This is a genomic window from Bradyrhizobium sp. ORS 86 (assembly GCF_045571475.1).
Taxonomy (GTDB): Bacteria; Pseudomonadota; Alphaproteobacteria; order Rhizobiales; family Xanthobacteraceae; genus Bradyrhizobium.
The window spans coordinates 6,584,201-6,605,785 of sequence record NZ_CP120699.1 but is presented as its reverse complement, the minus strand read 5'-3'; the positions used below and the strand labels follow the sequence as shown (position 1 = coordinate 6,605,785).

At 64.6% G+C, this 21,585-nt stretch carries 21 protein-coding genes; 3 read left to right on the top strand and 18 right to left on the bottom strand.

The annotated features are described in order from the left end of the window. Positions 1-123 precede the first annotated feature (123 nt). From P6U25_RS30410 to P6U25_RS30380, 7 genes are all read right to left on the bottom strand, one after another. A complete protein-coding gene (locus P6U25_RS30410; RefSeq protein ID WP_407148431.1) occupies positions 124-1,494 on the bottom strand; it encodes a M16 family metallopeptidase in 1,371 nt (456 codons plus the stop codon). Next, complete coding sequence (locus P6U25_RS30405; RefSeq protein ID WP_407148430.1) at positions 1,491-2,882, bottom strand: M16 family metallopeptidase; 1,392 nt, start codon at positions 2,880-2,882, stop codon at positions 1,491-1,493. The genes P6U25_RS30410 and P6U25_RS30405 overlap by 4 nt, the downstream gene beginning before the upstream one ends. Before the next feature lie 151 nt (positions 2,883-3,033). Then, entirely contained in the window at positions 3,034-3,765 is a 732-nt protein-coding gene (locus tag P6U25_RS30400) for a hypothetical protein (RefSeq protein WP_407148429.1), read from the bottom strand. A 102-nt stretch (positions 3,766-3,867) separates the two neighbouring features. Then, positions 3,868-4,365 (bottom strand): signal peptidase II, encoded by a 498-nt coding sequence (lspA, locus tag P6U25_RS30395; protein ID WP_407148428.1) that lies wholly within the window; start codon positions 4,363-4,365, stop codon positions 3,868-3,870. Positions 4,366-4,527: 162 nt separating this feature from the next. Then, positions 4,528-7,527, bottom strand: a complete 3,000-nt coding sequence (ileS, locus tag P6U25_RS30390; RefSeq protein ID WP_407148427.1) for an isoleucine--tRNA ligase — start codon at positions 7,525-7,527, stop codon at positions 4,528-4,530. A gap of 334 nt (positions 7,528-7,861) precedes the next feature. Continuing rightward, positions 7,862-8,413 (bottom strand): sugar O-acetyltransferase, encoded by a 552-nt coding sequence (locus tag P6U25_RS30385; protein WP_407148426.1) that lies wholly within the window; start codon positions 8,411-8,413, stop codon positions 7,862-7,864. Next, positions 8,410-9,381 carry a bifunctional riboflavin kinase/FAD synthetase gene (locus tag P6U25_RS30380; RefSeq protein WP_407148425.1) on the bottom strand — a complete coding sequence of 324 codons (972 nt, stop codon included), beginning with the start codon at positions 9,379-9,381 and terminating at the stop codon, positions 8,410-8,412. Before P6U25_RS30380 ends, P6U25_RS30385 begins: the two co-directional genes overlap by 4 nt. 209 nt (positions 9,382-9,590) lie before the next feature. Between P6U25_RS30380 and P6U25_RS30375 the strand changes: the two genes are divergently transcribed. After that, on the top strand, positions 9,591-9,986 hold the full coding sequence (locus P6U25_RS30375; RefSeq protein ID WP_407148424.1) for a response regulator: 396 nt from the start codon (positions 9,591-9,593) through the stop codon (positions 9,984-9,986). 209 nt (positions 9,987-10,195) lie between these two features. On the opposite strand, the gene P6U25_RS30370 is transcribed toward P6U25_RS30375, so the two are convergent. The 7 genes from P6U25_RS30370 to uvrC form a co-directional block, all read right to left on the bottom strand. After that, positions 10,196-11,050: a TIGR01459 family HAD-type hydrolase gene (locus tag P6U25_RS30370; RefSeq protein WP_407148423.1), complete on the bottom strand. Its 855-nt coding sequence runs from the start codon at positions 11,048-11,050 to the stop codon at positions 10,196-10,198. Positions 11,051-11,065: 15 nt separating this feature from the next. Beyond that, positions 11,066-12,469, bottom strand: coding sequence for an EAL domain-containing protein (locus tag P6U25_RS30365; RefSeq protein WP_407148422.1), 1,404 nt, complete (start codon positions 12,467-12,469; stop codon positions 11,066-11,068). Between the two features lie 140 nt (positions 12,470-12,609). Further along, positions 12,610-13,569 carry a 50S ribosomal protein L3 N(5)-glutamine methyltransferase gene (gene prmB / locus P6U25_RS30360; protein WP_407148421.1) on the bottom strand — a complete coding sequence of 320 codons (960 nt, stop codon included), beginning with the start codon at positions 13,567-13,569 and terminating at the stop codon, positions 12,610-12,612. Continuing rightward, positions 13,569-14,036, bottom strand: a complete 468-nt coding sequence (locus P6U25_RS30355; protein WP_407148420.1) for a molybdenum cofactor biosynthesis protein MoaE — start codon at positions 14,034-14,036, stop codon at positions 13,569-13,571. The genes prmB and P6U25_RS30355 overlap by 1 nt, the downstream gene beginning before the upstream one ends. 67 nt (positions 14,037-14,103) lie before the next feature. After that, entirely contained in the window at positions 14,104-14,355 is a 252-nt protein-coding gene (moaD, locus tag P6U25_RS30350) for a molybdopterin converting factor subunit 1 (protein WP_407148419.1), read from the bottom strand. Next, a complete protein-coding gene (gene pgsA, locus P6U25_RS30345) occupies positions 14,352-14,966 on the bottom strand; it encodes a CDP-diacylglycerol--glycerol-3-phosphate 3-phosphatidyltransferase (RefSeq protein ID WP_407148418.1) in 615 nt (204 codons plus the stop codon). The genes moaD and pgsA overlap by 4 nt, the downstream gene beginning before the upstream one ends. A gap of 90 nt (positions 14,967-15,056) precedes the next feature. Then, a complete protein-coding gene (uvrC, locus tag P6U25_RS30340; RefSeq protein WP_407148417.1) occupies positions 15,057-17,129 on the bottom strand; it encodes an excinuclease ABC subunit UvrC in 2,073 nt (690 codons plus the stop codon). A 257-nt stretch (positions 17,130-17,386) separates the two neighbouring features. On the opposite strand from uvrC, the gene P6U25_RS30335 reads away from it, so the two are divergent. Further along, complete coding sequence (locus tag P6U25_RS30335; protein WP_407148416.1) at positions 17,387-18,010, top strand: outer membrane protein; 624 nt, start codon at positions 17,387-17,389, stop codon at positions 18,008-18,010. Positions 18,011-18,373: 363 nt separating this feature from the next. Here the strand turns inward: P6U25_RS30335 and P6U25_RS30330 are convergent, their stop codons facing one another. The 4 genes from P6U25_RS30330 to P6U25_RS30315 form a co-directional block, all read right to left on the bottom strand. Next, complete coding sequence (locus P6U25_RS30330) at positions 18,374-18,589, bottom strand: cold-shock protein (RefSeq protein ID WP_066502379.1); 216 nt, start codon at positions 18,587-18,589, stop codon at positions 18,374-18,376. Positions 18,590-18,844: 255 nt separating this feature from the next. Continuing rightward, positions 18,845-19,705, bottom strand: coding sequence for a 23S rRNA (adenine(2030)-N(6))-methyltransferase RlmJ (locus P6U25_RS30325; protein WP_407148415.1), 861 nt, complete (start codon positions 19,703-19,705; stop codon positions 18,845-18,847). 111 nt (positions 19,706-19,816) lie between these two features. Further along, the gene (locus P6U25_RS30320; protein ID WP_407148414.1) at positions 19,817-20,506 is read right to left on the bottom strand and encodes a ribonuclease T2 family protein; all 690 of its coding nucleotides are present in this window, start codon (positions 20,504-20,506) and stop codon (positions 19,817-19,819) included. A gap of 122 nt (positions 20,507-20,628) precedes the next feature. After that, the gene (locus tag P6U25_RS30315) at positions 20,629-21,093 is read right to left on the bottom strand and encodes a hypothetical protein (protein WP_407148413.1); all 465 of its coding nucleotides are present in this window, start codon (positions 21,091-21,093) and stop codon (positions 20,629-20,631) included. A gap of 165 nt (positions 21,094-21,258) precedes the next feature. On the opposite strand from P6U25_RS30315, the gene P6U25_RS30310 reads away from it, so the two are divergent. Next, a complete protein-coding gene (locus P6U25_RS30310) occupies positions 21,259-21,558 on the top strand; it encodes a hypothetical protein (RefSeq protein WP_407148412.1) in 300 nt (99 codons plus the stop codon). The last annotated feature ends 27 nt before the right edge of the window (positions 21,559-21,585 follow it).

The window sequence follows — 21,585 nt, the reverse complement described above, 5'->3', positions numbered from 1 at the left end:
ACCCGGTGAGGAAGAATCGGCGCGCGCAGGATAGCGGGTTTGGCTCGCGCGTGCTTGCGTGGTGTTGATGCCCCGAGCGCTGCAGTCGGTGCGCGTGAGAAAGCCGACGTCCCCCGAAATGCCTCAGTTCGCTTTCAATGGCGGCGTCGCGGCGGCCGGCTGGGCTGCGGCCTGTGGGGCGCGGCCGACGATCACGGTGAGCAGGCCGTCGCCCCAGAGCTTCTTCGCGACCCGCTTGGTATCCTCGAGCGTCACTGCGTCGACGATGGCGTTGCGCTTCTCGATGTAGTCGATCGGCAGCTTGTCGAGCTGATACTGCAACATCGCCTGTGCCAGCTTCGAGGAAGTGTCGAGCGCGAGCATCTGTGAGCCCTTCAGATAGGACTTCGCCTCATCCAGCTCCTGCTGCGTCGGGCCATCCTCGGCAATCCGGCGGACCTCGGCCTCGAGCGCGTCGACGGTCTCGCCGGCGCGGTCGGCACGGGTGCCGGTGTTACCGATGAACAGCGCCGAGTGATCCATCCAGATCAAGGCTTCATAGATCGAATAGGCCAGGCCGCGCTTTTCGCGCACCTCCTTGTAGAGCCGCGACGACAGGCCGCCGCCGCCGAGGATGTGGTTCACCACATAGGCCGCCATGAAGTCCGGATCGTGCCTGTTGATGCCGGGCCCGCCGAAGGTGACGACGGTCTGCGGCACGTCGAGCGGGACGAAGGCGCGTTGCGGCGGCTTGGTCGCCATGACATCGCGAACAGGGGTCAGCTCGGCCTTGGCCGGCAGGCCGCCGAAGGTCTTGTCGAGCAGCTTGCCGAGCGTGTCGGCATCGACGTCGCCGACCACGGCGATGTGCAGCGTATCCTTAGCGATGACGCGGCGCGCGTAATCCTTCAGGTCCGATATCTCGATCTTCGGCACGCTCTCGAGCGTGCCTGTGGCGACCTTGCCATAAGGGTGATCGCCGAACGCGACTTCGAGGAACTTGCGGCCGGCCAGCGAGGACGGATTGGTCGATTCACGGCGCAGCGTCGAGATCACCTGAGCGCGGATGCGTTCGACGTCGGACGGCTCGAAGTGCGGTGAGGTCAGCGCCATCCGCAACAGGTCGTAGGCCTCGTCCTTGTTGTCCTTGAGCATGCGGAGCGAGCCGCGGAAGTGATCGCGCGTCGCCTGGAAGCTGAGCTCGATGGCACGGCGGTCGAGCCGCTCATGATAGGTCTTGGAATCGAGATCGCCGGAGCCTTCGTCGAGCAGGTCCGCGACCAGGTTGGCGACGCCGGGCTTGGCCGACGGATCCTGGCTTGCGCCGCCGCTGAAGGCATATTCCATCGCGACCAGGGGCACTGTGGCGTCCTGCACGAACCAGGCTTCGATGCCGCCGGGCGAGACCACGCGCTGGATCTTGGCCGCAGCCTGCGAGGGCGCGGACGACAACGCCAGCATCGCAGCGCAAGCGCTGCCGATCAGAGCGGCGCGTCGGGTGATGGAATATGTCACGAGCGCTTCTCCTCGCGTTTCGGCGCAGTATCCTTGATCAAATAGCCGGTGACCGACCGCTTCTTGTCGAGCCACTTGGCCGCGGCGGCGCGCACCTGCTCGGCGGTGACGGCGCGAATGCGGTCCGGCCAGGTCCTGATGTCGTCGATGCTCAGCCCCGTGGTCAGGGCCCCGCCGTACCAGCGCGCCAGTGTCGCCTGATTGTCCTGGGCGTAGATCGCTTCCGCGATGAGCTGGGTCTTGACCCGTTCGAGGTCCTCGGCCTTGGCGGTGTTCCGCGCGAGGTCGGCGATCACCCTGTCGATCGCTTCCTCGATCTGCGCGAATTCGACGCCCGGCTTCGGTGTCACCGAGATCGAGAACTGGGACGGGTCGAGCGCCGTGCCCTGGTAGCCCGCCCCCGTACTGATCGCCAGTCCCTGGTCGATCACCAGCGAGCGATAGAGATACGAGTTGTTGCCGCCGCCCATGAGTTGCGCGAGCACATCGAGCGCGGGGCTTTCGCCGGCCGCCGCCGTCGTGGCCGATGGCACGAGATAATAGCGGCGCAGGCTCGGCTGCTCGACGCGCGGATCGGACAGCGTGACGGTGCGCAGCGCCGCGGGTATCGGTTCCTGCGGCCGGACGCGCTTCTCGGCGATGGCGCGCTGGGCCGGGATCGGGCCGAAGTTCTTTTCGACCAGCGGGCGGACATCCTTGACGTCGACGTCGCCGGCGATGATCAGGATCGCGTTGTTTGGCGCGTAGAACCGCTTGTAGAAGGCAAGCGCATCCTCGCGGTCGAGCTTTTCGATCTCCTGGTGCCAGCCGATCACCGGGCGACCATAGGGATGGTTGAGGTAGAGCGCGGCCATGATCTGCTCGGTCAACCGCGCGTCGGGATTGTTGGCAACGCGCATGTTGTATTCCTCGAGCACGACATCGCGCTCGGGCAGCACGTTCTCGTCCTTGAGGATCAGGCCGGTCATGCGATCGGCCTCGAACTCCATCATGGTGGGAAGCTGGTCGCGCGGCACGCGCTGGAAGTAGCCGGTGTAGTCGAACGAGGTGAACGCGTTCTCGTTGCCGCCGACCCGCAGCACGGTCTGGGAAAACTCCCCGGCCGGGTGCTTGGCGGTGCCCTTGAACATCAGGTGCTCGAGAAAATGCGCGAGTCCGGATTTGCCCGGCGTCTCGTCGGCGGAGCCGACCTTGTACCAGATCATCTGCGTGACCACGGGCGTCCGGTGATCAGGGATCACCACGACCTGCAGGCCGTTAGCGAGCGTGAAGCTGGCGGGACGCTCCGAGGTGACGGTGGTCTGGGCGCGGAGGCCGCTGCCCGGCAGCGAGATGGTGGAAATAAGCGTGGCCGCGAGAAACGCGATCGATCTACGTGAGGGCATCATGATCCTTATGGCAGCCCGGACATATGGTCGGGGCGCGAAAGCACGGCATCGTACACGGGACTGCCCGTGCCGTTCGTCACGAAGCGGAGAGACAAGCGTCACTCCGCATTAAGCTTTGCTCATGTGAGGCCCAGTGGCCGAGGCCACGTAATTATTGGATCGGCTTTCCGGTCATAACGTCGTACTGGCCTTCTTTCGCCATCGGTTTCTGCGGCCCTGTGCCATAGGCATAGCTCGATGATGGCGTCTGGTAACCCGGAGGCGGCTCGGTCAAGGACTCGCGGGTCGGCTCACCCTTGAACGGTTTGGACTCGCTGCTGTTCCCCTTGAACATGCCGAGCAGGCCGCCGGTATAGCCGAGCTGGTCCGGCATCAGCGACGGATTCTTGGTCACGCCGGGCTCGATCGGTTCCTTGCTGCTGTCGGTCGCCGTCTGCTGCTTTCGGCCCGCCTCGATCTCGGCCTGGGTCAGCGGCACCGCCTCCTGCCACGGCTCCTTCTTGACCTCCTTCTTGCGCGCCTCGATCATGGCCTTGCGCTTGGCGATATCGGGGTCCTTCGGCCAGTTCGGCGCGTTGGCCTGCGCGGCGGAGGCCGGCGGGGGCAGGTCAAGGTTCGGCGGAACCACCAATGGAGAGCGTTCGCGATAATCGATGCCCTTGCTGGCAGCACTCTTGGCGCCCAGACCGGTCATCAAATTGTCGATGATCCGCTCCTCGAAGGTCAGCCCGTCGTCGCCGTCATCGTCACCATCGCCGGCGCGCACCGGGCCCGTCATCATGACTAGGCCGATCCCGGCTGCGACGAGCGCCAGATGCAGGCCGCGCAGCAGCGCCGGCCGGGACGTCTGGGTCAGGTAATCGCGGGCTCTGATGTTGCGCATCGCGCTCTTCCCATCTGAAAAATTCGGCAAAGCGTTCACTGGCTTAGGCACAGTTCCGCGCATGCTGCTGGTCTATCGCCGACCGGCTCCTATCGGCCGGGATCAGGGCGCTTTTGCGGCGGGTACCCCCAGCAGCGAATCATACAATAGCGCTGCCACGCCGACAACGATGGCTACATCGGCGAGGTTAAAGACGTACCAACTGAAGGTTTTCGCGCCGATCTGGACGTGAAACAGGGCAAAATCGACCACGGCGCCGTAGGCGAGGCGGTCGATCCCGTTGCCGATGGCGCCGCCGATGATGAGGCCAAGCGCCACCGTGGCAAGCCAGGTCCGCGACCGCGCCATCCAGATCGCCAGTGCGATCACCGCCGCCACCTTGATCGCCATCAGAACGATCTGGGCCGTGGGGCTCTCGCTCTGGAACCAGCCGAAGCTGATCCCGGGATTCATGGCGAGGACCAGGTCGAAGAACGGCGTCACCGACACCGCGCCGTTATGGGCGATGTCGAGCACGTGCAGCAGCCAGAGCTTCGAGGCCTGATCGGCGATCAGGGTTGCGATCGCCGCGAGCACGCCGGCGCGGACAGCAGGGGTCATCGGCAGGCTGCCGCCACGTAACACCCTGTCGTCCCCGCGAAAGCGGGGATCCATAGCCACCGGCGGATGTTGTTTGAAGGGCTCGGAGTCATTGATAGCGGTTCACGTCGAAGGCCGGTGGTTATGGGTCCCTGCTTTCGCAGGGACGACGATGGATGGATATCAGACGCTGACCCCCAAGGCCTTCCACTCACGCAGCGCCTGCGCGTCGCGCGGCGAGACGTCGGGATATTCGGGGTCGGCGCCGACGTCGGGCAGTATCTTCCACGAGCGTGCGCATTTGGTGCCGACCGCCTTCTCGACCACCACGGCGACGCCGGGGACGGCATCGAGACGGAACGCGCCGGCCGGTACCTCGCCCTCGCGTACCTCATAGTTCGAGGTGATGCAGACCTCGGCCAGGTCGACGTCGAACAGCGTCGCCAGCATGTCCCTGTCGGCGACATAGATGACCGGCGACGCTTCCAACGACGAGCCGATCTTCTTGGCCGCGCGTTCGAGCTCGAGCGCACCGGTGACGACGCGGCGCACGTTGCGGATCGTCTCCCACTTCGCGGCGAGCTTGTCGTCGCGGAACTGCTCGAGACCGTCCGGGAACTGGGTCAGGTGCACCGACGGCTCGGCCTTCGGCCGGTACATCCGCCAGGCTTCGTCGGTCGTGAAGCTCAGCACCGGGGCCAGCCACTTCAGGATCGCATCGCACAGCGTATCGATCGTGGTCAGCGCCGCCTTGCGCGCCACCGAGGATGGCGGATCGCAATACAGCGTATCCTTGCGGATATCGAAGTAGAAGGCCGACAACTCGGCGTTCATGAAGGCGGAGAGGCTTGCGACCACGGTCTTGTAGTCGAATTCGGCATAGGCCTGGCGGACGATCTCGGCCTGGCCGGCCAGTTCGTGCAGCATCAGCCGCTCGAGCTCGGGCATGTCGGCATCGGCGACCCTCTCGGCTTGCTTGAAGTGGTGCAGCGTGCCGAGCATCCAGCGGATCGTGTTGCGCAGCTTGCGATAGGTCTCGATGGTGTTCTTCAGGATTTCGGGACCGATGCGCTGGTCGTCGGCATAGTCGGTGGCGCAGACCCACAGACGCAGAATATCGGCGCCGGAATCCTTGATCACCTTCTGCGGCTCGACGGTGTTGCCGAGCGACTTCGACATCTTGCGGCCGTTCTCGTCGAGCGTGAAGCCGTGGGTGAGCACGATGTCGTAAGGCGCGCGGCCGCGCGTGCCGGCGCTCTCCAGCAGCGAGGAGTGGAACCAGCCGCGATGCTGGTCGCTTCCCTCCAGATACATCACGGTGTCGTTGCCGCCATCGACCTTGCGCGCGATGTGGCCGAGCGTCGGGAAGTTCTGGCGGTCCTCCAGCACGAAGGCGTGCGTCGAGCCGGAATCGAACCAGACGTCGAGGATGTCGTCGATCTTCTTCCAGTCCTCGCTCGCGCGCGGCCCAAGAAAGCGCTCGCGCGCGCCTTCCATGTACCAGGCATCGGCGCCTTCCTGCATGAAGGCCTCGATGATGCGCTGGTTGACGACTTCGTCCTGCAGGATCTCGGCCGAGCCGTCGGCCTTCTCGCGCACGAACACGGCGATCGGCACGCCCCAGGCGCGCTGGCGCGAGATCACCCAGTCCGGGCGGTTGGCGATCATGCCGTTGATGCGGTTTTCGCCGGCCGGCGGCACCCATTGGGTCACCGAGATCGCATGCAGGGCGCGGGCGCGCAAGGTGTCGCCCTTCCGGGCGTGACCGTTCGTGGCGATGTCCTTGTCCATCGCGATGAACCACTGCGGCGTATTGCGGAAGATCACCGGCTTCTTGGAGCGCCAGGAATGCGGATACTGGTGCTTCAACCGGCCGCGCGCGAGCAGCCTGCCGGCCTCGATCAGTGCCTTGATCACGGCGTCGTTGGCGTCGCCCTTCTCGCCCTTGTCGTTGAGCACGCGCTTTCCGGTGAAGCCGGGGGCCTGCGCGGTGTACGCGCCATTCTCATCGACGGTGTAGGGGATCGCGGTCGGGATGCCGCGGGCGTCGAGCTCGCGCGTGTTGGCCGTCCAGACGTCGAAGTCCTCGCGGCCATGGCTGGGCGCGGTGTGCACGAAGCCGGTACCGGTGTCGTCGGTGACGTGCTCGCCGGCGAGCAGCGGCACGGTGAATCCGTAGCCGCCGTTGAACCCGCGCAGCGGATGCGCGCATTCCACGGCGTCGAGCGTGTCGCCCGGGATGTCGCGCACCTTCTCATAGGCCGTGACGCGCGCCTGCTTGAACACGTCCGCGGCGAGCGCGTCGGCCAGGATCAGGAGATCGCCGGTCTTCGCCCAATTGTCCGCCGGTGCGTCCGTCACCTTGTAGAGGCCGTAGGCGATCTTGGGCGAAAAGGAGATGGCGCGGTTGCCGGGCAGCGTCCACGGTGTGGTGGTCCAGATCACCACGGAGGCATTGGCGAGCGCGCCATGCGCCGGCGAGGTGATCGGGAATTTGACCCACACCGTATCCGAGGTGTGGTCCTCGTACTCGACCTCGGCCTCGGCGAGCGCGGTCTTCTCGACCACGCTCCACATCACCGGCTTGGAGCCGCGATAGAGCGTGCCGTTGGCGGCGAACTTCATCAGCTCGCGGGCGATCTGGGCTTCCGCCGGATAACTCATCGTCTCGTAAGGGTGGTCCCAGTCGCCGATGATGCCGAGCCGCTTGAACTCCTCGCGCTGCACGTTGATCCAGTGCGTTGCATAGGCGCGGCACTCCTTGCGGAACGCCACCATCGCGGTGGAATCGCGGAAGTCCGGCTTCTGCTTGCCCTTTGAGCGGTAGTTCTCCTCCTCGATCTTCCATTCGATCGGCAGGCCGTGGCAGTCCCAGCCCGGGACGTAGTTGGAGTCGAAGCCGAGCATCTGCTGGCTCTTGGTCACGACGTCCTTGAGGATCTTGTTCAGCGCGTGCCCGATATGGATGTTGCCGTTGGCATAGGGCGGGCCGTCATGCAGCACGAATTTGGCGCGGCCCTGGGCGCTCTGGCGCAGCTTTTCGTAGAGGCCGATCTCGTTCCAGTATTTCAGGATTTCCGGCTCGCGCTGCGGCAAGCCGGCGCGCATCGGGAAATCCGTCTGCGGCAGATAGAGGGTTTTCGAATAGTCGGCAGTAGCGGTCTTTTGCGGCTTATCGGACATGAAGGCTCTGATTTGGCAGGTGCGGGCGCGGATACGCGATCAATCGCGGGTGAAACGACGAAGTCCCGGTCTTGCGCCGAGCCTTCAGGCTCAGGCGGAAGCCGGGCCGCTAATCCGTATGATGCGCCGCGAAAACATGGGGTTTCCATAGCAGCCGGAGGCGGAAATCGCAAAGGTCTTGGCCATCCTGAGGGCGAAGCAAGGCACTGCAGTTCATCTCGGTGTCATCGTCCGCGAAAGCGGACGATCCAGTATCCCAGAGACGTCAAGGCCCCGTCCGAGGGGTCTCGGCGTACTGGATTCCCCGCATTCGCGGGGAATGACAACTGTCGTGCTAACCCGGCCGCGGCCGGGCCGGATTTCCCGCCACGATGGCTCCGTCCGCGACATCCCGCGTCACCACGCTGCCGGCGCCGACCACGGCGCCGTCGCCGATGGTCACCCCGGGCAGGATGATGGCACCGCCGCCGATCCAGACGTCGCTGCCGATCCGGATCGGACGGCCGAACTCCAGTCCGGCGCGGCGGGTCGCGGCGTCGCGCGGATGGTCGGCGGTGTAGATCTGGACCGCGGGGCCGATCTGGGTGCGATCGCCGATTGTCACCTCGACGACGTCGAGGATCACGCAATTGAAGTTGAGGAACACGCCGTCGCCGAGGCTGATATTGGTTCCATAGTCGCAGAAGAACGGCGGCCGGATCACGGCATCCTTGCCGACGCGGCGGAAGCGCTCGGCGAGCAGCGCATGGAGTTCGGCAGCCGGTGCCGCGCCTGAAGCATTGTAGCGCGCTATCCATTGCTCGGCGGCGGTGTGGTCGGCGGCGAGCTCTGCGTCCGGGCGATACAGCTCGCCCGCGAGCATTTTCTGTTTTTCTGTCTTGTTCAACCAATCACTCCGAGCTTCGGGAACGCGTCCGGCGCCGCGGCCAATGCCGCGCGCGCCTTGGCGCTGTCGTCATCCATCTGGCGTATCAGCGCCTCGATGGTGTCGAATTTCAGCTCGTCGCGAATGAAACTGATGAAAGCGACATCAAGGACCTTGCCGTAGAGATCGCCCTTGAAGTCGAACAGGAACACTTCGAGCAGGGGCGCGCCGTTGTCGAAGGTCGGACGGCGGCCGAAGCTGGCGACGCCGTCAAGCCGTTCCGATCCGCGGCCGACCCGCACCGCATAGATGCCGTGCTTCAGCCCGCAATGCTTGTCGAGCCGGATATTGGCGGTCGGGTAGCCGAGATCGCGGCCGCGCTTCTCGCCGTGGACCACCTCGCCGGTGACGAACCACGGTGCGCCCAGCATGGTGGTGGCGTCGGCAATTTGGCCTTCGGCGAGCGCCATGCGGATCGCGCTCGAGGACACCGGGCGCTCCTCGATATCGACGTGAGCCTGCACGTCGACCTCGATGCCGAGCCGCGGCGCCTCGCTGACGAGCAGGCTCGGCGAGCCGACCCGGCCTTTGCCGAAATGGAAGTCGTAGCCGACCGCGATCCCGCTGATGCCGAGCCGCTCGATCAGGTCGTGGTGAATGAAGTCCTGCGCCGAGGTGCCTGCACGCGCCTTGTCGAACGTCATGACCACGGCACCGGCGAGCCCGGTCCCCGCGAGCAATCGCAGCTTGTTGGTCTCGTCCGTGAGACGGAATTGCGGGCTGTTCGGGCTGAAGAAGCTGCGTGGATGCGGCTCGAAGGTCACCGCCAGCGCCGGCTTGCCGTGGGTTTTGCCCATCGCCAGCGCTGCGCCGATCACGGCGCGATGGCCGAGATGGACGCCATCGAAATTGCCCATCGCGACCACGGCGCCCCTCGGGATTGCGCTCACAGGGGTGTTGTCGCGGATAACGGTAAAACCGGTGCTCATTTCAGGGATTCTTCAAGCATTCTTAAGCATGGTCGTTGCGGGCCGGACCGTGACGTCTCCGCGGCTTGGAAGTCAAGCGGGCGAACATTGCATCAAATCCGTAACAATCCGGTTCCGGCGGGTTAACGCGCTGTTTAAGGCCTGCTGTTAGTCGTTGCCGGAGAGCTGCGGGTCGCGCAGAAGCGTAATTTGCGTCGTTGGGGGAAGAGATGGCGGTTGATTTGTCTATGCCGGTTCTGGTCGTTGATGACTACAACACCATGATCCGGATCATCCGGAATCTCCTCAAGCAGCTCGGCTTCGAGAACATTGACGATGCTTCCGACGGCTCGGCTGCGCTGAACAAGATGCGCACCAAGAAGTACGGACTCGTGATCTCCGACTGGAACATGGAGCCGATGACCGGCTACGACCTGCTCAAGGAAGTCCGCGCCGATCCCAATCTCGCCACCACGCCCTTCATCATGATCACGGCGGAATCCAAAACCGAGAACGTGATCGCGGCCAAGAAGGCCGGCGTGAACAATTACATCGTCAAGCCGTTCAACGCCGCCACGCTGAAGACCAAGATCGAGGCGGTATTCCCGGACATGGCGACGGCGTAAGCGCCCGTTCATCGTATCGACTGAAGTTTCGTTGTGCCCGGCTTTCCCCGGGCATTTACGTCTCTACGCGTGCGCGATTTCGGAATATTAGAAAAATATCCCTGAGTTGCCCGACGTGTCAAGGCGCCTGGTCGAACACCGAGCGCCATGGCTACTTTGCATGGGGTTGTTTTCGATATTTTGGCAGCGCGCCCCTGCGGAGTGGGCCGCTACCACTTCAGCTCGCGCATCAGCGCGCGCGGCGGATGGCCGAACAGCTCCTTCACCGAGGCAGGATCGAGCTGCTCGATGCCCTCGAACTCCTCGGAGTGGATGCCCCGGGTGATGAACAGCAGGTCGATGCCGAAGCCATGCGCGCCGGTAAGGTCTGTGCGCACGGAATCGCCGATCGCCAGCACCCGCGCGGGCTCGATCGGCCGGCCGCGGCGCTCGGCGGCCAGCGCCATGGCGCGCTCATAGATCGGCCGGTGCGGCTTGCCGTAGAAGATCACCTCGCCGCCGAGCTCGCGATAGAGCTCGGCGATCGCACCGGCGCAATAGATCAGGCGGTCGCCGCGCTCGACCACGATATCCGGATTGGCGCAGACCAGCGTCAGCTTGCGCTCGAGCGCCTTCATCAGCGTGTCGCGGTAGTCTTCGGCGGATTCGGTCTCGTCGTCGAACAGGCCGGTGCAGATGATGTAGTCCGCCTGCTCCAGTGGCACCAAAGTGGCGTCGAGGCCGCGATGGATCGAGCTGTCACGCTCCGGGCCGATCCAGAAGATCTTCTGGCCGGGATGGTCGGCCACGAAATGCCGCGTCAGATCGCCTGAGGAGACGATGGCGTCATAGGTCTCGTCGGCGACGCCGAGCTTGCGCAGTTGCCGCTGCACGGAATCGGCCGGCCGCGGCGCGTTGGTGATCAGGATGACGGTGCCGCCGCGCTGCCGGAACGTGTGCAACGCCTCGCAGGCCTCGGGAAAGGATTCGAGCCCGTTATGCACGACGCCCCAGATGTCCGACAGCACGACGTCGACGCCGTCGACGAGGTCGCGCAGCCGCTCCACGAAGCGCAAAGACGTCATGATGCGGATCGCCGGTCAGTTTGGGCCGACCGCGCGGCGCGCCAGCGCGGCATTGCCGGTCGCGCGCGGCGCCGTTGCGGGGCTTGAGACGGTTGCTGAATTGCTGGCGCCATTGAGGTCCTGAGGTGTGGTCTGAGGTGCCTCGGCGGTAGCAGATGCCCCCTCCGGCCGCAACGGCCGCGGCGGCGCGAACAAAAAGCCTTGACCGAACCGGACATCGTAATCGAGCAGGTCGACCACGGCACGCTCACCCTCGATCCGTTCGGCGATCAGGTCGATGCCGTAGCGGCCGAGCAAGTCGCACAGATCGGATGGATGGATGTCGGTGCTCGCGGCCTGCCCGGGGTCGAGCAGCAGCGCGGCCGGCACCTTGATGAAGCGGACGCCGCGATCGGCGAGCTCGCGCGGCTCGATGCGGAGGTCGCTGACATGGTCGATCGAGAAACGGTATCCGCGTTGCGCCAGCGCCGCGAGGTTTTCGCTCTCGTTCGGGCCGAGACTGCGGAATGTCGACTGTTTGAATTCGAGCACCAGCGAGGGCGCCAGCGCGCGGTTGGTCTCGAGGAAATCGAGGCACTGGGCGAAACTGGCCGGATTGGCCAGCGTCGCCGACGAGACGTTGCAGAACACGCCGACATCCTTGTTGCGCACCATCAGGCGGCGCAGTACCTGGACGCAGCGGAGCATCACCGTGTGGTCGATGCGGCCGATCAAGCCGGCAGCCTCGGCAACACCGATGAAATCGTCGGCGGCCAGGATCTGGTCCTGCTCGTCGCGCAGGCGGATCACCGCCTCATAATAGCGCACCTTGCGCTGCGGCAGCGTCACCATCGGTTGCAGGTAGACGTCGAGGCGGTTCTCCTCGATCGCGTTCTTCACCGCGCCAAGAAGCTGGTTCTGGTGCTGTGGGATTGCGGTCGCCGCCACCGGCGGCTGGGTCGGCTTGGCGATGGCCGGGGCCTGCGGCGGCGAGGGTTCGGTCCGCGGCGCGGCCGGTGCCTGCGTCACCGGACCGGCCGCCAACAAATCCTCATGATGGGCGAGCGACGCCGCGAGCTGCTTCACCAGCCCGCCAAGCTCGTTGATCTCGCCGGCCATCGCCTGCATCCTGTCGGCGCCGGTCGAGTTGGCCGACGCGACGCGGCCTTCGATTGCCGCCAGTCGCCGGCCGAACTCGGCGACCTGGCGAGCGAGGTCGGCGGTGCCGCGTGACAGATCGGCGATCTGGGTGCCGACATTGCTGCGGTCGGTCATCCGCATCGAGACCGCGTTGTAGAGGATCAGGAAGGTGAGGGCGGTGAGCGCCACGATCGCCGATTCATACCCGCTGATACCCGCCACCGAGTACAGGACGAAGCCGAGCGAGGCTGCGACCAGCACCATGCAGATAGCGATGAAGATCGTCGAAATGCGGATCATGTCGCGCGCCCGCGCCCTCTGTTCGAGCTTTCCCAGTGCCACAAGCTTAGCATCATTGTTGATTCGAGGGCCTGCGATGTTGGGAACCGGCTGGAACTGCACACGGTTTTCGCCTCGCCCTGAGGCTCCCGCGCGTCGGATCAAAGATCCGCGGCGGCGATCCAGAACACTTCGCCCTCGGACTCCTCGGTATCGAGCCAGAGCAGCGGCAGGTTCGGATAGGCGGCTTCGAGATTGTCGCGCCCGCGGCCGATCTCGCAGAGCAGGCCGCCCTGCGGGGTCAGGTGCTGCTTGGCCTGGTCGAGGATGCGACGGACGATGTCGAGGCCATCAGGTCCGCCGTCGAAGGCAAGCTTCGGCTCGGCGCGGCATTCGCGCGGCAGCGACGCCATGCCCTCGGCATCGACATAGGGCGGGTTGGAGATGATGAGGTCGTAACGCTTGTCGCCGAGAGGCTTGAACAGGTCGCCGCGGTAGAGCGTCAGCCGGTCCTCGAGGCCGTGGTCGGCGACATTGCGCGCGGCGACCGCGAGTGCGTCCTTTGAAACGTCGACAGCATCGACCGGGGCGCTCGGGAAATTCCGGCTGGCGAGGATCGCGAGACACCCCGAGCCGGTGCAGAGGTCGAGCACGCTTTCGACCTCGGTGGGATCGCCGATCAGCGAGGTGCCGTCCTCATCGCCGCCGAAATGCGAATCGAGCAATTCGCCGATGAAGGAGCGCGGCACGATGGTGCGCTCGTCGACGTAAAAGGGCAGGCCGCGCATATAGACCTTGTTGACGAGATAGGCGGCGGGCTTGCGCGTGCTGACGCGGCGCTCGATCAGGTCGAGGATCTGCTTGGCCTCGGCGGCAGTGACGCGCGCGCCGGCAAAGGTCTCGAACTGGTCGGGATGCAGATGCAGCGCCTCCGAGATCAGGAAGGCCGCTTCCGCCACCGGATCGGTGGTGCCGTGCGCGAAGACGAGCTTGGCGGCGTTGAAGCGGCTGACCGCGTAGCGCACGAAATCGAACAGGGTCCGAAGCTCGCCCGCGCCGATTCTGGGCGGCTTCGGCGCCGCGGGGCTGCGCTTTGCCGGCACTTTACTACGCTTGGCCATCAGGATTTGGTCCAGCGCGCGGCGGCCGCGTCGTCATGGTCGCGCGCCTCGACCCAGCTCACGCCGCGCGCGCTTTCCTCGCGCTTCCAGAACGGTGCGTTGGTCTTGAGATAGTCCATCAGGAACTCGGCTGCCTCGAACGCGGCCTGCCGGTGTGCTGAGGCCGTCACCACCAGCACGATGTTCTCGCCCGGCACGATGCGCCCGAAGCGGTGGATGATGGTGAGGCCTTGCAGCGGCCAGCGCGCCAGCGCTTGGTCGGCGTGGCGGCTGATCTCGGCTTCCGCCATGCCTGGATAGTGTTCGAGCATGAGTGCGGCGATCGGTTCACCCTGCTCGCTGCCACGGCAGATGCCGCTAAAGCTGACGACGGCGCCGACGTCGCTGCGGCCCTCGCTGAGCTTGGCGATCTCCCGCGCAACGTCGAAGTCGGCCTCCTGGATGCGAATCGTCGCTGAAACAGTCATTGGGTTGCTTTTGTTTGACGCGTTTTCTTCACGCGAACCGGGACCCATTTCGCTTGAAAACGCTATCTTAGCCGCCGGTCATCGGCGGGAAAAACGCGATCTCGCGCGCGCCGGAAATTGTCGCATCCGGTCTGACATGCGCATGATCGATCGCCGCGCGGATCACCTTCGGCTTCTCGAAGGCGTAGGCGTAAGCGTCATCGCGCGCCGACAACCAGCCGATCAGGTCGGCGACGGTGCGCACGTCGGCCGGCGGCTCGATGGTCTCCTCCGCCTTGCCGATGCGTTCACGGACCCAGGCGAAATACTTCACCTTCATCCCTCATCCTCCTTGATGAGGTGGTGGATGCCGGCGCGGAAATAGTCCCAGCCGGTGTAGATCGTGAAGATTGCCGACATCCACAGCAGCACGATGCCGATCAGGGTGGTCGGCGGGAAAATCTGCTCGCCGGCTTCGCCCGCGATCAGGAACCCGATCGCCACCAGTTGGATCGTCGTCTTCCATTTCGCAAGCTTGGTGACGGGAACGCTGACCCGCAAGCCAGCGAGATATTCGCGCAGGCCCGAGACCAGGATCTCGCGGCACAGGATCACGATCGCGGCCCACAGCGTCCAGCCGTGGATCGAGTTGTCGGCGGCCAGCATCAGCAGGCTGGAAGCGACCAAAAGCTTGTCGGCGATCGGATCGAGCATCCGGCCGAACGCGGACTGCTGATCCCATATCCGGGCATAATAGCCGTCGAGATAGTCGGTGACCCCTGCCGCGATGAACACGGCCAGCGCCACCCAGCGCAGCCACAACGGGCCGTCCAGGATCGACTGCCAGTAGACACAGCCGATCACCACCGGGATCGCGGCGATCCGGGCGTAGGTCAGGATATTCGGGAGGGACATGGTCTTGGGCTGTCCCCGGGTCGTGGCGATGTTCATCCGTCCTACCAATACCGCTCAAGCGAGAAGGTCAACAGTGCGTCCCCAAGGTGGCCGATCGCAGGCGACGCCCTGATGACTCGGTCTCCTTTAACCCGGCTGGGCGTGGAAAAACTCGAAAATCTTGCGGGCGCTCTCGGCGCTGACGCCTGGAACCTTGCCGAGATCGGCGATCGAGGCCCGTTCGATCTCCTTGAGCGTTCCGAAATGATGCAGCAAGGCACGTTTGCGCGACGGTCCGATGCCGGGAATCTCCTGCAGGCCGGCCTCGCGGATGTCCTTCTTGCGCAGCTTGCGGTGCGAGCCGATGACGAAGCGGTGGGCCTCGTCGCGCAGCCGCTGGATGAAATACAGCACCGGGTCCCGCGGCTCCAGCTTGATGGCCTCGCGATCCGGCATGAACAGCGTCTCGCGGCCGGCGTCGCGTTCCGGTCCCTTGGCGACCGCCATCAGCGAGACCTGGGTTAGCCCGAGGTTCTGGAAAATCTCCCTGACCGCGTTGAGCTGGCCGCGGCCACCGTCGATGATCACGAGGTCCGGCCACTGCGGGAACGAATCGTCGTCCGCTTTCACCTTGGCGGCGTCGCCTTCCGGCGGCTTCAGCAGACGTTTGAAGCGCCGCTCCAGCACCTCGCGCATCATCCCGTAGTCGTCACCAGGTGTCAGCCCTTCCGACTTGATGTTGAACTTGCGGTATTGGTTCTTCATGAACCCGTCGGGGCCGGCCACGATCATCGCGCCGACCGCATTGGTGCCCTGGATGTGGCTGTTGTCGTAGACCTCGATCCGCTTCGGCGTGTGCGGCAGACCGAGCGTGGTGACCATGGCCTCCAGCAGCCGGCCTTGAGTTGCGGTATCCGCGAGCTTGCGACCGAGCGCCTCGCGCGCATTGGTGAGCGCGTGGCCGACCAGCTCCCTCTTCTCGCCGCGCTTCGGCACGGAGACCTCGACCTTGTACCCGGCCTTGACCGAGAGCGCGTCGGCGAGCAGCGCGGTCTCCTCGATCTCGTGCGAGAGCAGGATCAGCTTCGGGGGCGGCTTGTCGTCGTAGAATTGCGCGAGGAACGAGGACAGCACCTCTTCCGGCGTAAAGGTCTTCTCGGCCTTCGGGAAATAGGCGCGGTTGCCCCAGTTCTGGCCGGTGCGGAAGAAGAACACCTCGACGCAGGAATAGCCGCCCTCCTGGTGGATCGCGAACACGTCGGCCTCTTCGACCGTGCGTGGGTTGATGCCCTGCTGCGACTGGATCGCCGACAAGGCGGCGAGGCGGTCGCGGTAAAGTGCCGCGGTCTCGAACTCGAGCTCGCCGGAGGCCTTCTCCATCTCGGCAGCGAGCAATTCCTTCACGGCGTGGCTGCGGCCGGACAGGAATTCGGTCGCCTCGCGCACCAGCTCGCTGTAGCCGGGGAAATCGATCTCGCGCGTGCAGGGGCCGGAGCAGCGCTTGATCTGGTAGAGCAGGCACGGCCGCGTCCGGCTTTCGAAGAAGCCGTCGGTACAGGAGCGGATCAGGAACGCGCGCTGCAGCGCCGTGATGGTGCGGTTGACGGCGCCGGCGGAGGCGAACGGGCCGAAGTAGCGTCCGGGCCTGGTCTGCGCGCCCCGATGTTTGAGGATCTGCGGCGCCCAATGGTCGCCGGTGATCAGGATGTAGGGAAACGACTTGTCGTCGCGCAGTTGCACGTTGAAGCGCGGACGAAGCTGCTTGATCAGGTTGGCTTCGAGCAGCAGCGCCTCGGTCTCGGTCGTGGTCGAGACGATCTCGACATGAGTGGTCGCCGCGATCATGCGCAGGATGCGGGCGGCCAACGGCGCGTTGGCCCGCGCATAGGACGACAGCCGCTTTTTGACGTTCTTCGCCTTGCCGACATAGAGCACGTCATTGACGGCATTGAGCATGCGGTAGACGCCGGGCGAGGTGGGGGCGAGGCGAACCGCGTTCTCGATCGCGGCGTGTCCGGTCGCCAGCGTGCCCTCCACGACCCCTTCGGCGGGTTCTTCCGCGTCGGGCAGGCGCGCCTCGTCATCCTCGTCGGTTGCCGAGGTTTCGGGGTCGACGTCGTCCGTCCGGAGGGTCAGGTCGTCTTGCGGCAGGTCGGATTTTGAACCGCGCCGCGCCTGCCGGGGGGGCGGTCTCGGACGCTCGGGAGAATCGTGAACCATGGGCGTAAACTAAGCGCTGGAACGGGCGGTCGCCAGCGCCGGAAAAGAGGGCGGATTGCAGAGGGTTATCCGTCACGCACAGCCGTGAGGGCGGGCGTGCAACGGCTTGTTAAGACTGATCAGCGCCCGGTAAACCGGTCTTAACAACCCTTTAACTTAAAACTCTCGATAAACTTTTGAGAAGAAAGTGGAATTCCGTAACCATGCCGACCGCCCAAGGCCGGTGGGTGGCGGCAGTTGCGTGGTGGAGAGTATCGATGACCCGGTTGGTTTTGCGCGTGCTGGCGCTGATCGTCGCAGGCTGGACGACTTCGGCGGCAGCGGCCGACGTCAACTACGGATCGCCGTACACGGTCTATCAGCCGCTGAACGCCTATAGCTGGGCCGGCCCCTATCTCGGCGGCAATATCGGCTACAACTGGGGCTCGATCGACAACAACCCGACCCGGCCCTCCGGCTTCGCCGGCGGCGTCCAGGCCGGCTACAACTTCCAGAACGGCACGCCTTGGGTGTTCGGCATCGAAGGCGACATCCAGGCCTCGGCCGCTGACGATACATTTGCACCCTGGAAGTTCTCCAATCCCTGGTTCGGCACCGTGCGTGGCCGCGTCGGCTACACGTTCAACAACGTGATGTTCTACGGAACCGGCGGTCTCGCCTTCGGCGAACTGCGCGGCGAGACGTTCGGCTTCTCGGAGACCCACACCAATGCAGGCTGGACCATCGGCGCCGGCGTCGAAATGGGCTTTGCTCCGCACTGGAGCGCCAAGGTCGAATATCTCTTTGTCGATCTCGCCACCAGCAACTTCGCTCTCACCGGCGGCGCGGCCAACGGCTACGGCTTCAGCCTGGTCCGCGCCGGCATCAATTATCACTTCTGAGAACAAGAAGACGTCGACCATCAACTCCCGGCTGCGCCTCGCGCGGCCGGGTTTCTTTTTATATTGGCGAAAGGTCGCGGAAGAGGGCGGCATCAACGCGGCGGATCCAGGTATTTCGGTCGGCCGCACGTTTCCGACTCTGCGGAGTCCGCCCTCAGGCGGCCGCACCATGCAGGTGATCACGCAGCGAGCACGGGTCGTGTGCCCGGCAGTCAGCTCACACGCAACGCGTCATTCCGCTTTCGTCGTGAGCCCGGGATCACGATGCGATCGGATACAATCGCGACACGATCTCAGGTCTTTTATTCGCGCATGACCCCAATTCGGAAGCAAGCCTTCCGAATATCCGGATCACGCCCGCACTCACGATGAAACCACCAGGTTGACCGCCTTGGGGCCTTTGCCCTTCTTGTCCGGTTCGACCTCGAATGTAATGCGCTGTCCTTCAGTCAGGTCCTTCAATCCCGCCCGCTCGACGGCTGTGATGTGAACGAACACATCGCGACCGCCATCATCAGGCTTGATGAAGCCGTAGCCCCGCTCGCCGTTGAAGAACTTGACCGTCCCAGTCATGGCCATCGGGAAACTCCTCCCCCGTATTGCTCCACCGCTGCGCGCACGCCGTGCAGCGGTTGACCGACATTCGCTTGTCGGAAGCTTGGCCACCTGAACAGGCCGGCGTCACGCCGCCGGTCTGCCTGGATTTTTATTTCGGCCTTGTCACTCCGCCGCAACCATTCGCGGAAGCGGAACGTAAAGCCAGTCGTAACAGGATGAGCATAATACGGTTCCGCGCAGATTGACTACGCTCAAATCACACTTTTCGGTGGGCCATTAAGGTTTAGGCATTTCGAGTTTGAAGCGGGCTGCACCGCCCTGACCTAGCGGCTTCTCGAGTTCGGGCAGGATGATCTTCAGCTCGCTCGCCAGCGTCCATGGTGGATTCACCATCAAAAGCCCGCTGGAAACGAGGCCACCGCCGGTCTCCTGCGGCGCCACGCTGAATTCCAAACGCAAGCACTTGCCGGCCGGTTTGCTGGTTGCGGCTGCCGCGGCCACGCTGCGCGCGAGGTCGTCGGTGGCCCTCCGGGATTTTACGGGGTACCACAAAAGATACGCGCCGGTCGGCCACTTTGCGAACGCGTCCGAAAAGCCCTTGGCCAGCCGCTCGAACTCGTCCTTCGCCTCGAATGGCGGATCGATCACCACGAGGCCGCGCCGCTCGTTCGGTGGCACGAAGGCAGGAAGCGCCGTCCAGCCGTCGAGATCGACGACGCGGGCTTGCGTGTCGCGCCGCAACGCGTCGATCAGTTGCTTGCGCGCGGTTGGTTCGATCTCGCAAGCGGTGAGGCGATCCTGTGGTCGCAGCAGGGCCCGTGCGATCAAGGGCGAGCCGGGATAGGCCTTCAGCTCTGCCTTCGGATTGAACGCCCTGACGATGTCGAGATACGTCGCGACCAGCGGCTGCGCCTTATCGGAGAAGCGCGCCTGCATCAGCCGCGCGATGCCGGTGAGCCATTCGCCGCCACGTTGCGCCTCACTCGACGTCAGATCGTACAGCCCGGCGCCGGCATGGGTGTCGATGACGCGGAACGCGGCCTGCTTCTCCTGCAAATAGGTGAGCATGCGCACCAGCACGATGTGCTTGATGACATCGGCGAAGTTGCCGGCATGAAACGCGTGACGGTAGTTCATGCGATAGCCGTTACCACGTCATGGCACGCGCGGCGACCTGTCCGTCTTCGCTCGTCGGCGCAGGCGGGCGTGGACGTCGCTGAGGCTCGCCACAGAGCTGGACGGGGAGTCCTAGCCGCCGCGCATCGGCGGCATCAGCACCTGGTCGCGGCGGCAGGCGCGGCGATCGATCTCTTCACAGGAACGGAACTGCAGATCCTTGCTGAGGCAGATCCGCACCTCGCTGAGCCTCCTGCTGTCGCACGTGACCGCGATCGCCGAGCTGCTGAGCCCCGGATTGACCTTGATGAATGCAGCTTCCAGGTCGTCGGGCGAGATCGTCTTCGGCTCCGACAATTGCAGAAATTCCTCGGGGATCTTCACGGCGGCGCGCGCCTTGCGGACGGTCTCGAAATAGGCACGCTCGCCAAGGCCCGAGCAGGTGCCGTGCTTGTCCCACTCATTGTAGATCAGCCCGGGAGCGGGCATCAGGTCGAGCATCGAGCTCATGATGCCCCGGGCGAGCCGCGGCGAGGGCCGCTGGCAGTACTCCGGAAAACCGCGCTCATATTGCGGCCAGAGGCCGTGCACCACGAACGAGTACGGCCGCCCCCCGCATTGAGCTTGCGTGCCGCGGCCGTTGTTGCCGCGTTCGCTCGCCGCCTCGCAGTAGGAGGGCGACCATGACAGCGACAGTACGTAGAAATCGAACTCGCCCGGTGCATTCTGCCGCCGGTCCTGAGCTGACACAGCGACCGTGGTGCACAGCACCAGCGCCGCAAGTGAAACCAGAAATCGGGAAATTGTGACCAACCGATACATTAAGCGCTCCCTCACTGACGGCTGGAACCTATCAGTCGGCTGGAACATTTCAAGAACAAAAGCGCTCATCAGCCCGCGAGCGGATGGCGCGCGGACGCTCTGTCGTCAATCTGGCGGGAAAATCAGGGCCGCGCGGCGCGGCAGGAGGGGTTGTAGGCCCAGTTGCGGTCGAGCCCTGTGACGCACCATTCGACGCCCTGGCTGAAGCTGGCGAAGCCGCCATCCTCGATGATCGAAAAGTGCACCTTGCGCATCTTGCCGTCGTTCAGCATCACGTTTCCGGAGCAATAACGGCGGGGAATATTGTCGGACTGCCACGGACGGAAGGCGGTCTCGTGGATGCGGTCGTAACCGGTGATCACAAGCGGTGAATTCCAGAAGGTGGCTTCCTTCTCGTGGAATTGCTCGCTGATGACGGGCAGGGCCCTCTCGCAAGGTGCAACGTTGCCGTCATAGCGCGGCCCTGACAGCCAGAAATTCAGCTCGAAGGGGTTGGCGGCCTGCGCCGTCCCCCCGGAAGCCAACAGGCCGAACACGAGCGCGGCACCAACGCCGAGCTTCTTGGCTGACATGAACAGGTCGCGCATGGGAATCCACCGATATTCCGATGCGGCGGACGGTGCCGTGAAGCCCCGGCAAGGTCAAGTGCAGCGCGGCAACACCTGCGGAGAAGTCCACTTTCGGCGAACCGGTCATTCTTTTCACGACCGCCGGCGCGCTCTATGTTGGCTTCAAGCGAAATGGAGTCTGCGATGCGAACGAAATTGGCCGCGTGCCTGGTTGCCGTCTGCGGGATGCTGGCCGTCGCGCCGGCGCGGGCCGATTGGTTGCAGCCGGTACCGCCGTTCAAGGGCAATGACACCGGCGGTATCATTGCCTATTCACTGGCGATGCAGGCCGATGCGCGGCAGCTCGCCGTCGAGCACTGCGCTTCGTACGGCAAGGTGGTGAAATTCCTCTCCGTGCAATCCTACCCGGGTGGCTATATCTCGTTTGCCTGCCGCTGGGTGCCCTACGGCTCTTCGGAGCGGCCGTTGCACACGCGCTACTGAGCGCCGCGCGAACCCTGCGATCGGTTA

Excerpts from the sequence above, each read along its gene's own strand:
- P6U25_RS30375 (WP_407148424.1), top strand. The coding sequence starts at position 9,591 with ATGGCGGTTGATTTGTCTATGCCGGTTCTGGTCGTTGATGACTACAAC.
- P6U25_RS30380 (WP_407148425.1), bottom strand. The coding sequence starts at position 9,381 with ATGAGCACCGGTTTTACCGTTATCCGCGACAACACCCCTGTGAGCGCA.
- P6U25_RS30400 (WP_407148429.1), bottom strand. The coding sequence starts at position 3,765 with ATGCGCAACATCAGAGCCCGCGATTACCTGACCCAGACGTCCCGGCCG.
- P6U25_RS30370 (WP_407148423.1), bottom strand. The coding sequence starts at position 11,050 with ATGACGTCTTTGCGCTTCGTGGAGCGGCTGCGCGACCTCGTCGACGGC.
- P6U25_RS30365 (WP_407148422.1), bottom strand. The coding sequence starts at position 12,469 with ATGATCCGCATTTCGACGATCTTCATCGCTATCTGCATGGTGCTGGTC.
- prmB (WP_407148421.1), bottom strand. The coding sequence starts at position 13,569 with ATGGCCAAGCGTAGTAAAGTGCCGGCAAAGCGCAGCCCCGCGGCGCCG.
- P6U25_RS30330 (WP_066502379.1), bottom strand. The coding sequence starts at position 18,589 with ATGGCCATGACTGGGACGGTCAAGTTCTTCAACGGCGAGCGGGGCTAC.
- uvrC (WP_407148417.1), bottom strand. The coding sequence starts at position 17,129 with ATGGTTCACGATTCTCCCGAGCGTCCGAGACCGCCCCCCCGGCAGGCG.
- P6U25_RS30320 (WP_407148414.1), bottom strand. The coding sequence starts at position 20,506 with ATGTATCGGTTGGTCACAATTTCCCGATTTCTGGTTTCACTTGCGGCG.
- ileS (WP_407148427.1), bottom strand. The coding sequence starts at position 7,527 with ATGTCCGATAAGCCGCAAAAGACCGCTACTGCCGACTATTCGAAAACC.
- P6U25_RS30310 (WP_407148412.1), top strand. The coding sequence starts at position 21,259 with ATGCGAACGAAATTGGCCGCGTGCCTGGTTGCCGTCTGCGGGATGCTG.
- P6U25_RS30405 (WP_407148430.1), bottom strand. The coding sequence starts at position 2,882 with ATGATGCCCTCACGTAGATCGATCGCGTTTCTCGCGGCCACGCTTATT.
- P6U25_RS30355 (WP_407148420.1), bottom strand. The coding sequence starts at position 14,036 with ATGACTGTTTCAGCGACGATTCGCATCCAGGAGGCCGACTTCGACGTT.
- moaD (WP_407148419.1), bottom strand. The coding sequence starts at position 14,355 with ATGAAGGTGAAGTATTTCGCCTGGGTCCGTGAACGCATCGGCAAGGCG.
- lspA (WP_407148428.1), bottom strand. The coding sequence starts at position 4,365 with ATGACCCCTGCTGTCCGCGCCGGCGTGCTCGCGGCGATCGCAACCCTG.
- P6U25_RS30335 (WP_407148416.1), top strand. The coding sequence starts at position 17,387 with ATGACCCGGTTGGTTTTGCGCGTGCTGGCGCTGATCGTCGCAGGCTGG.
- P6U25_RS30315 (WP_407148413.1), bottom strand. The coding sequence starts at position 21,093 with ATGCGCGACCTGTTCATGTCAGCCAAGAAGCTCGGCGTTGGTGCCGCG.
- pgsA (WP_407148418.1), bottom strand. The coding sequence starts at position 14,966 with ATGAACATCGCCACGACCCGGGGACAGCCCAAGACCATGTCCCTCCCG.
- P6U25_RS30325 (WP_407148415.1), bottom strand. The coding sequence starts at position 19,705 with ATGAACTACCGTCACGCGTTTCATGCCGGCAACTTCGCCGATGTCATC.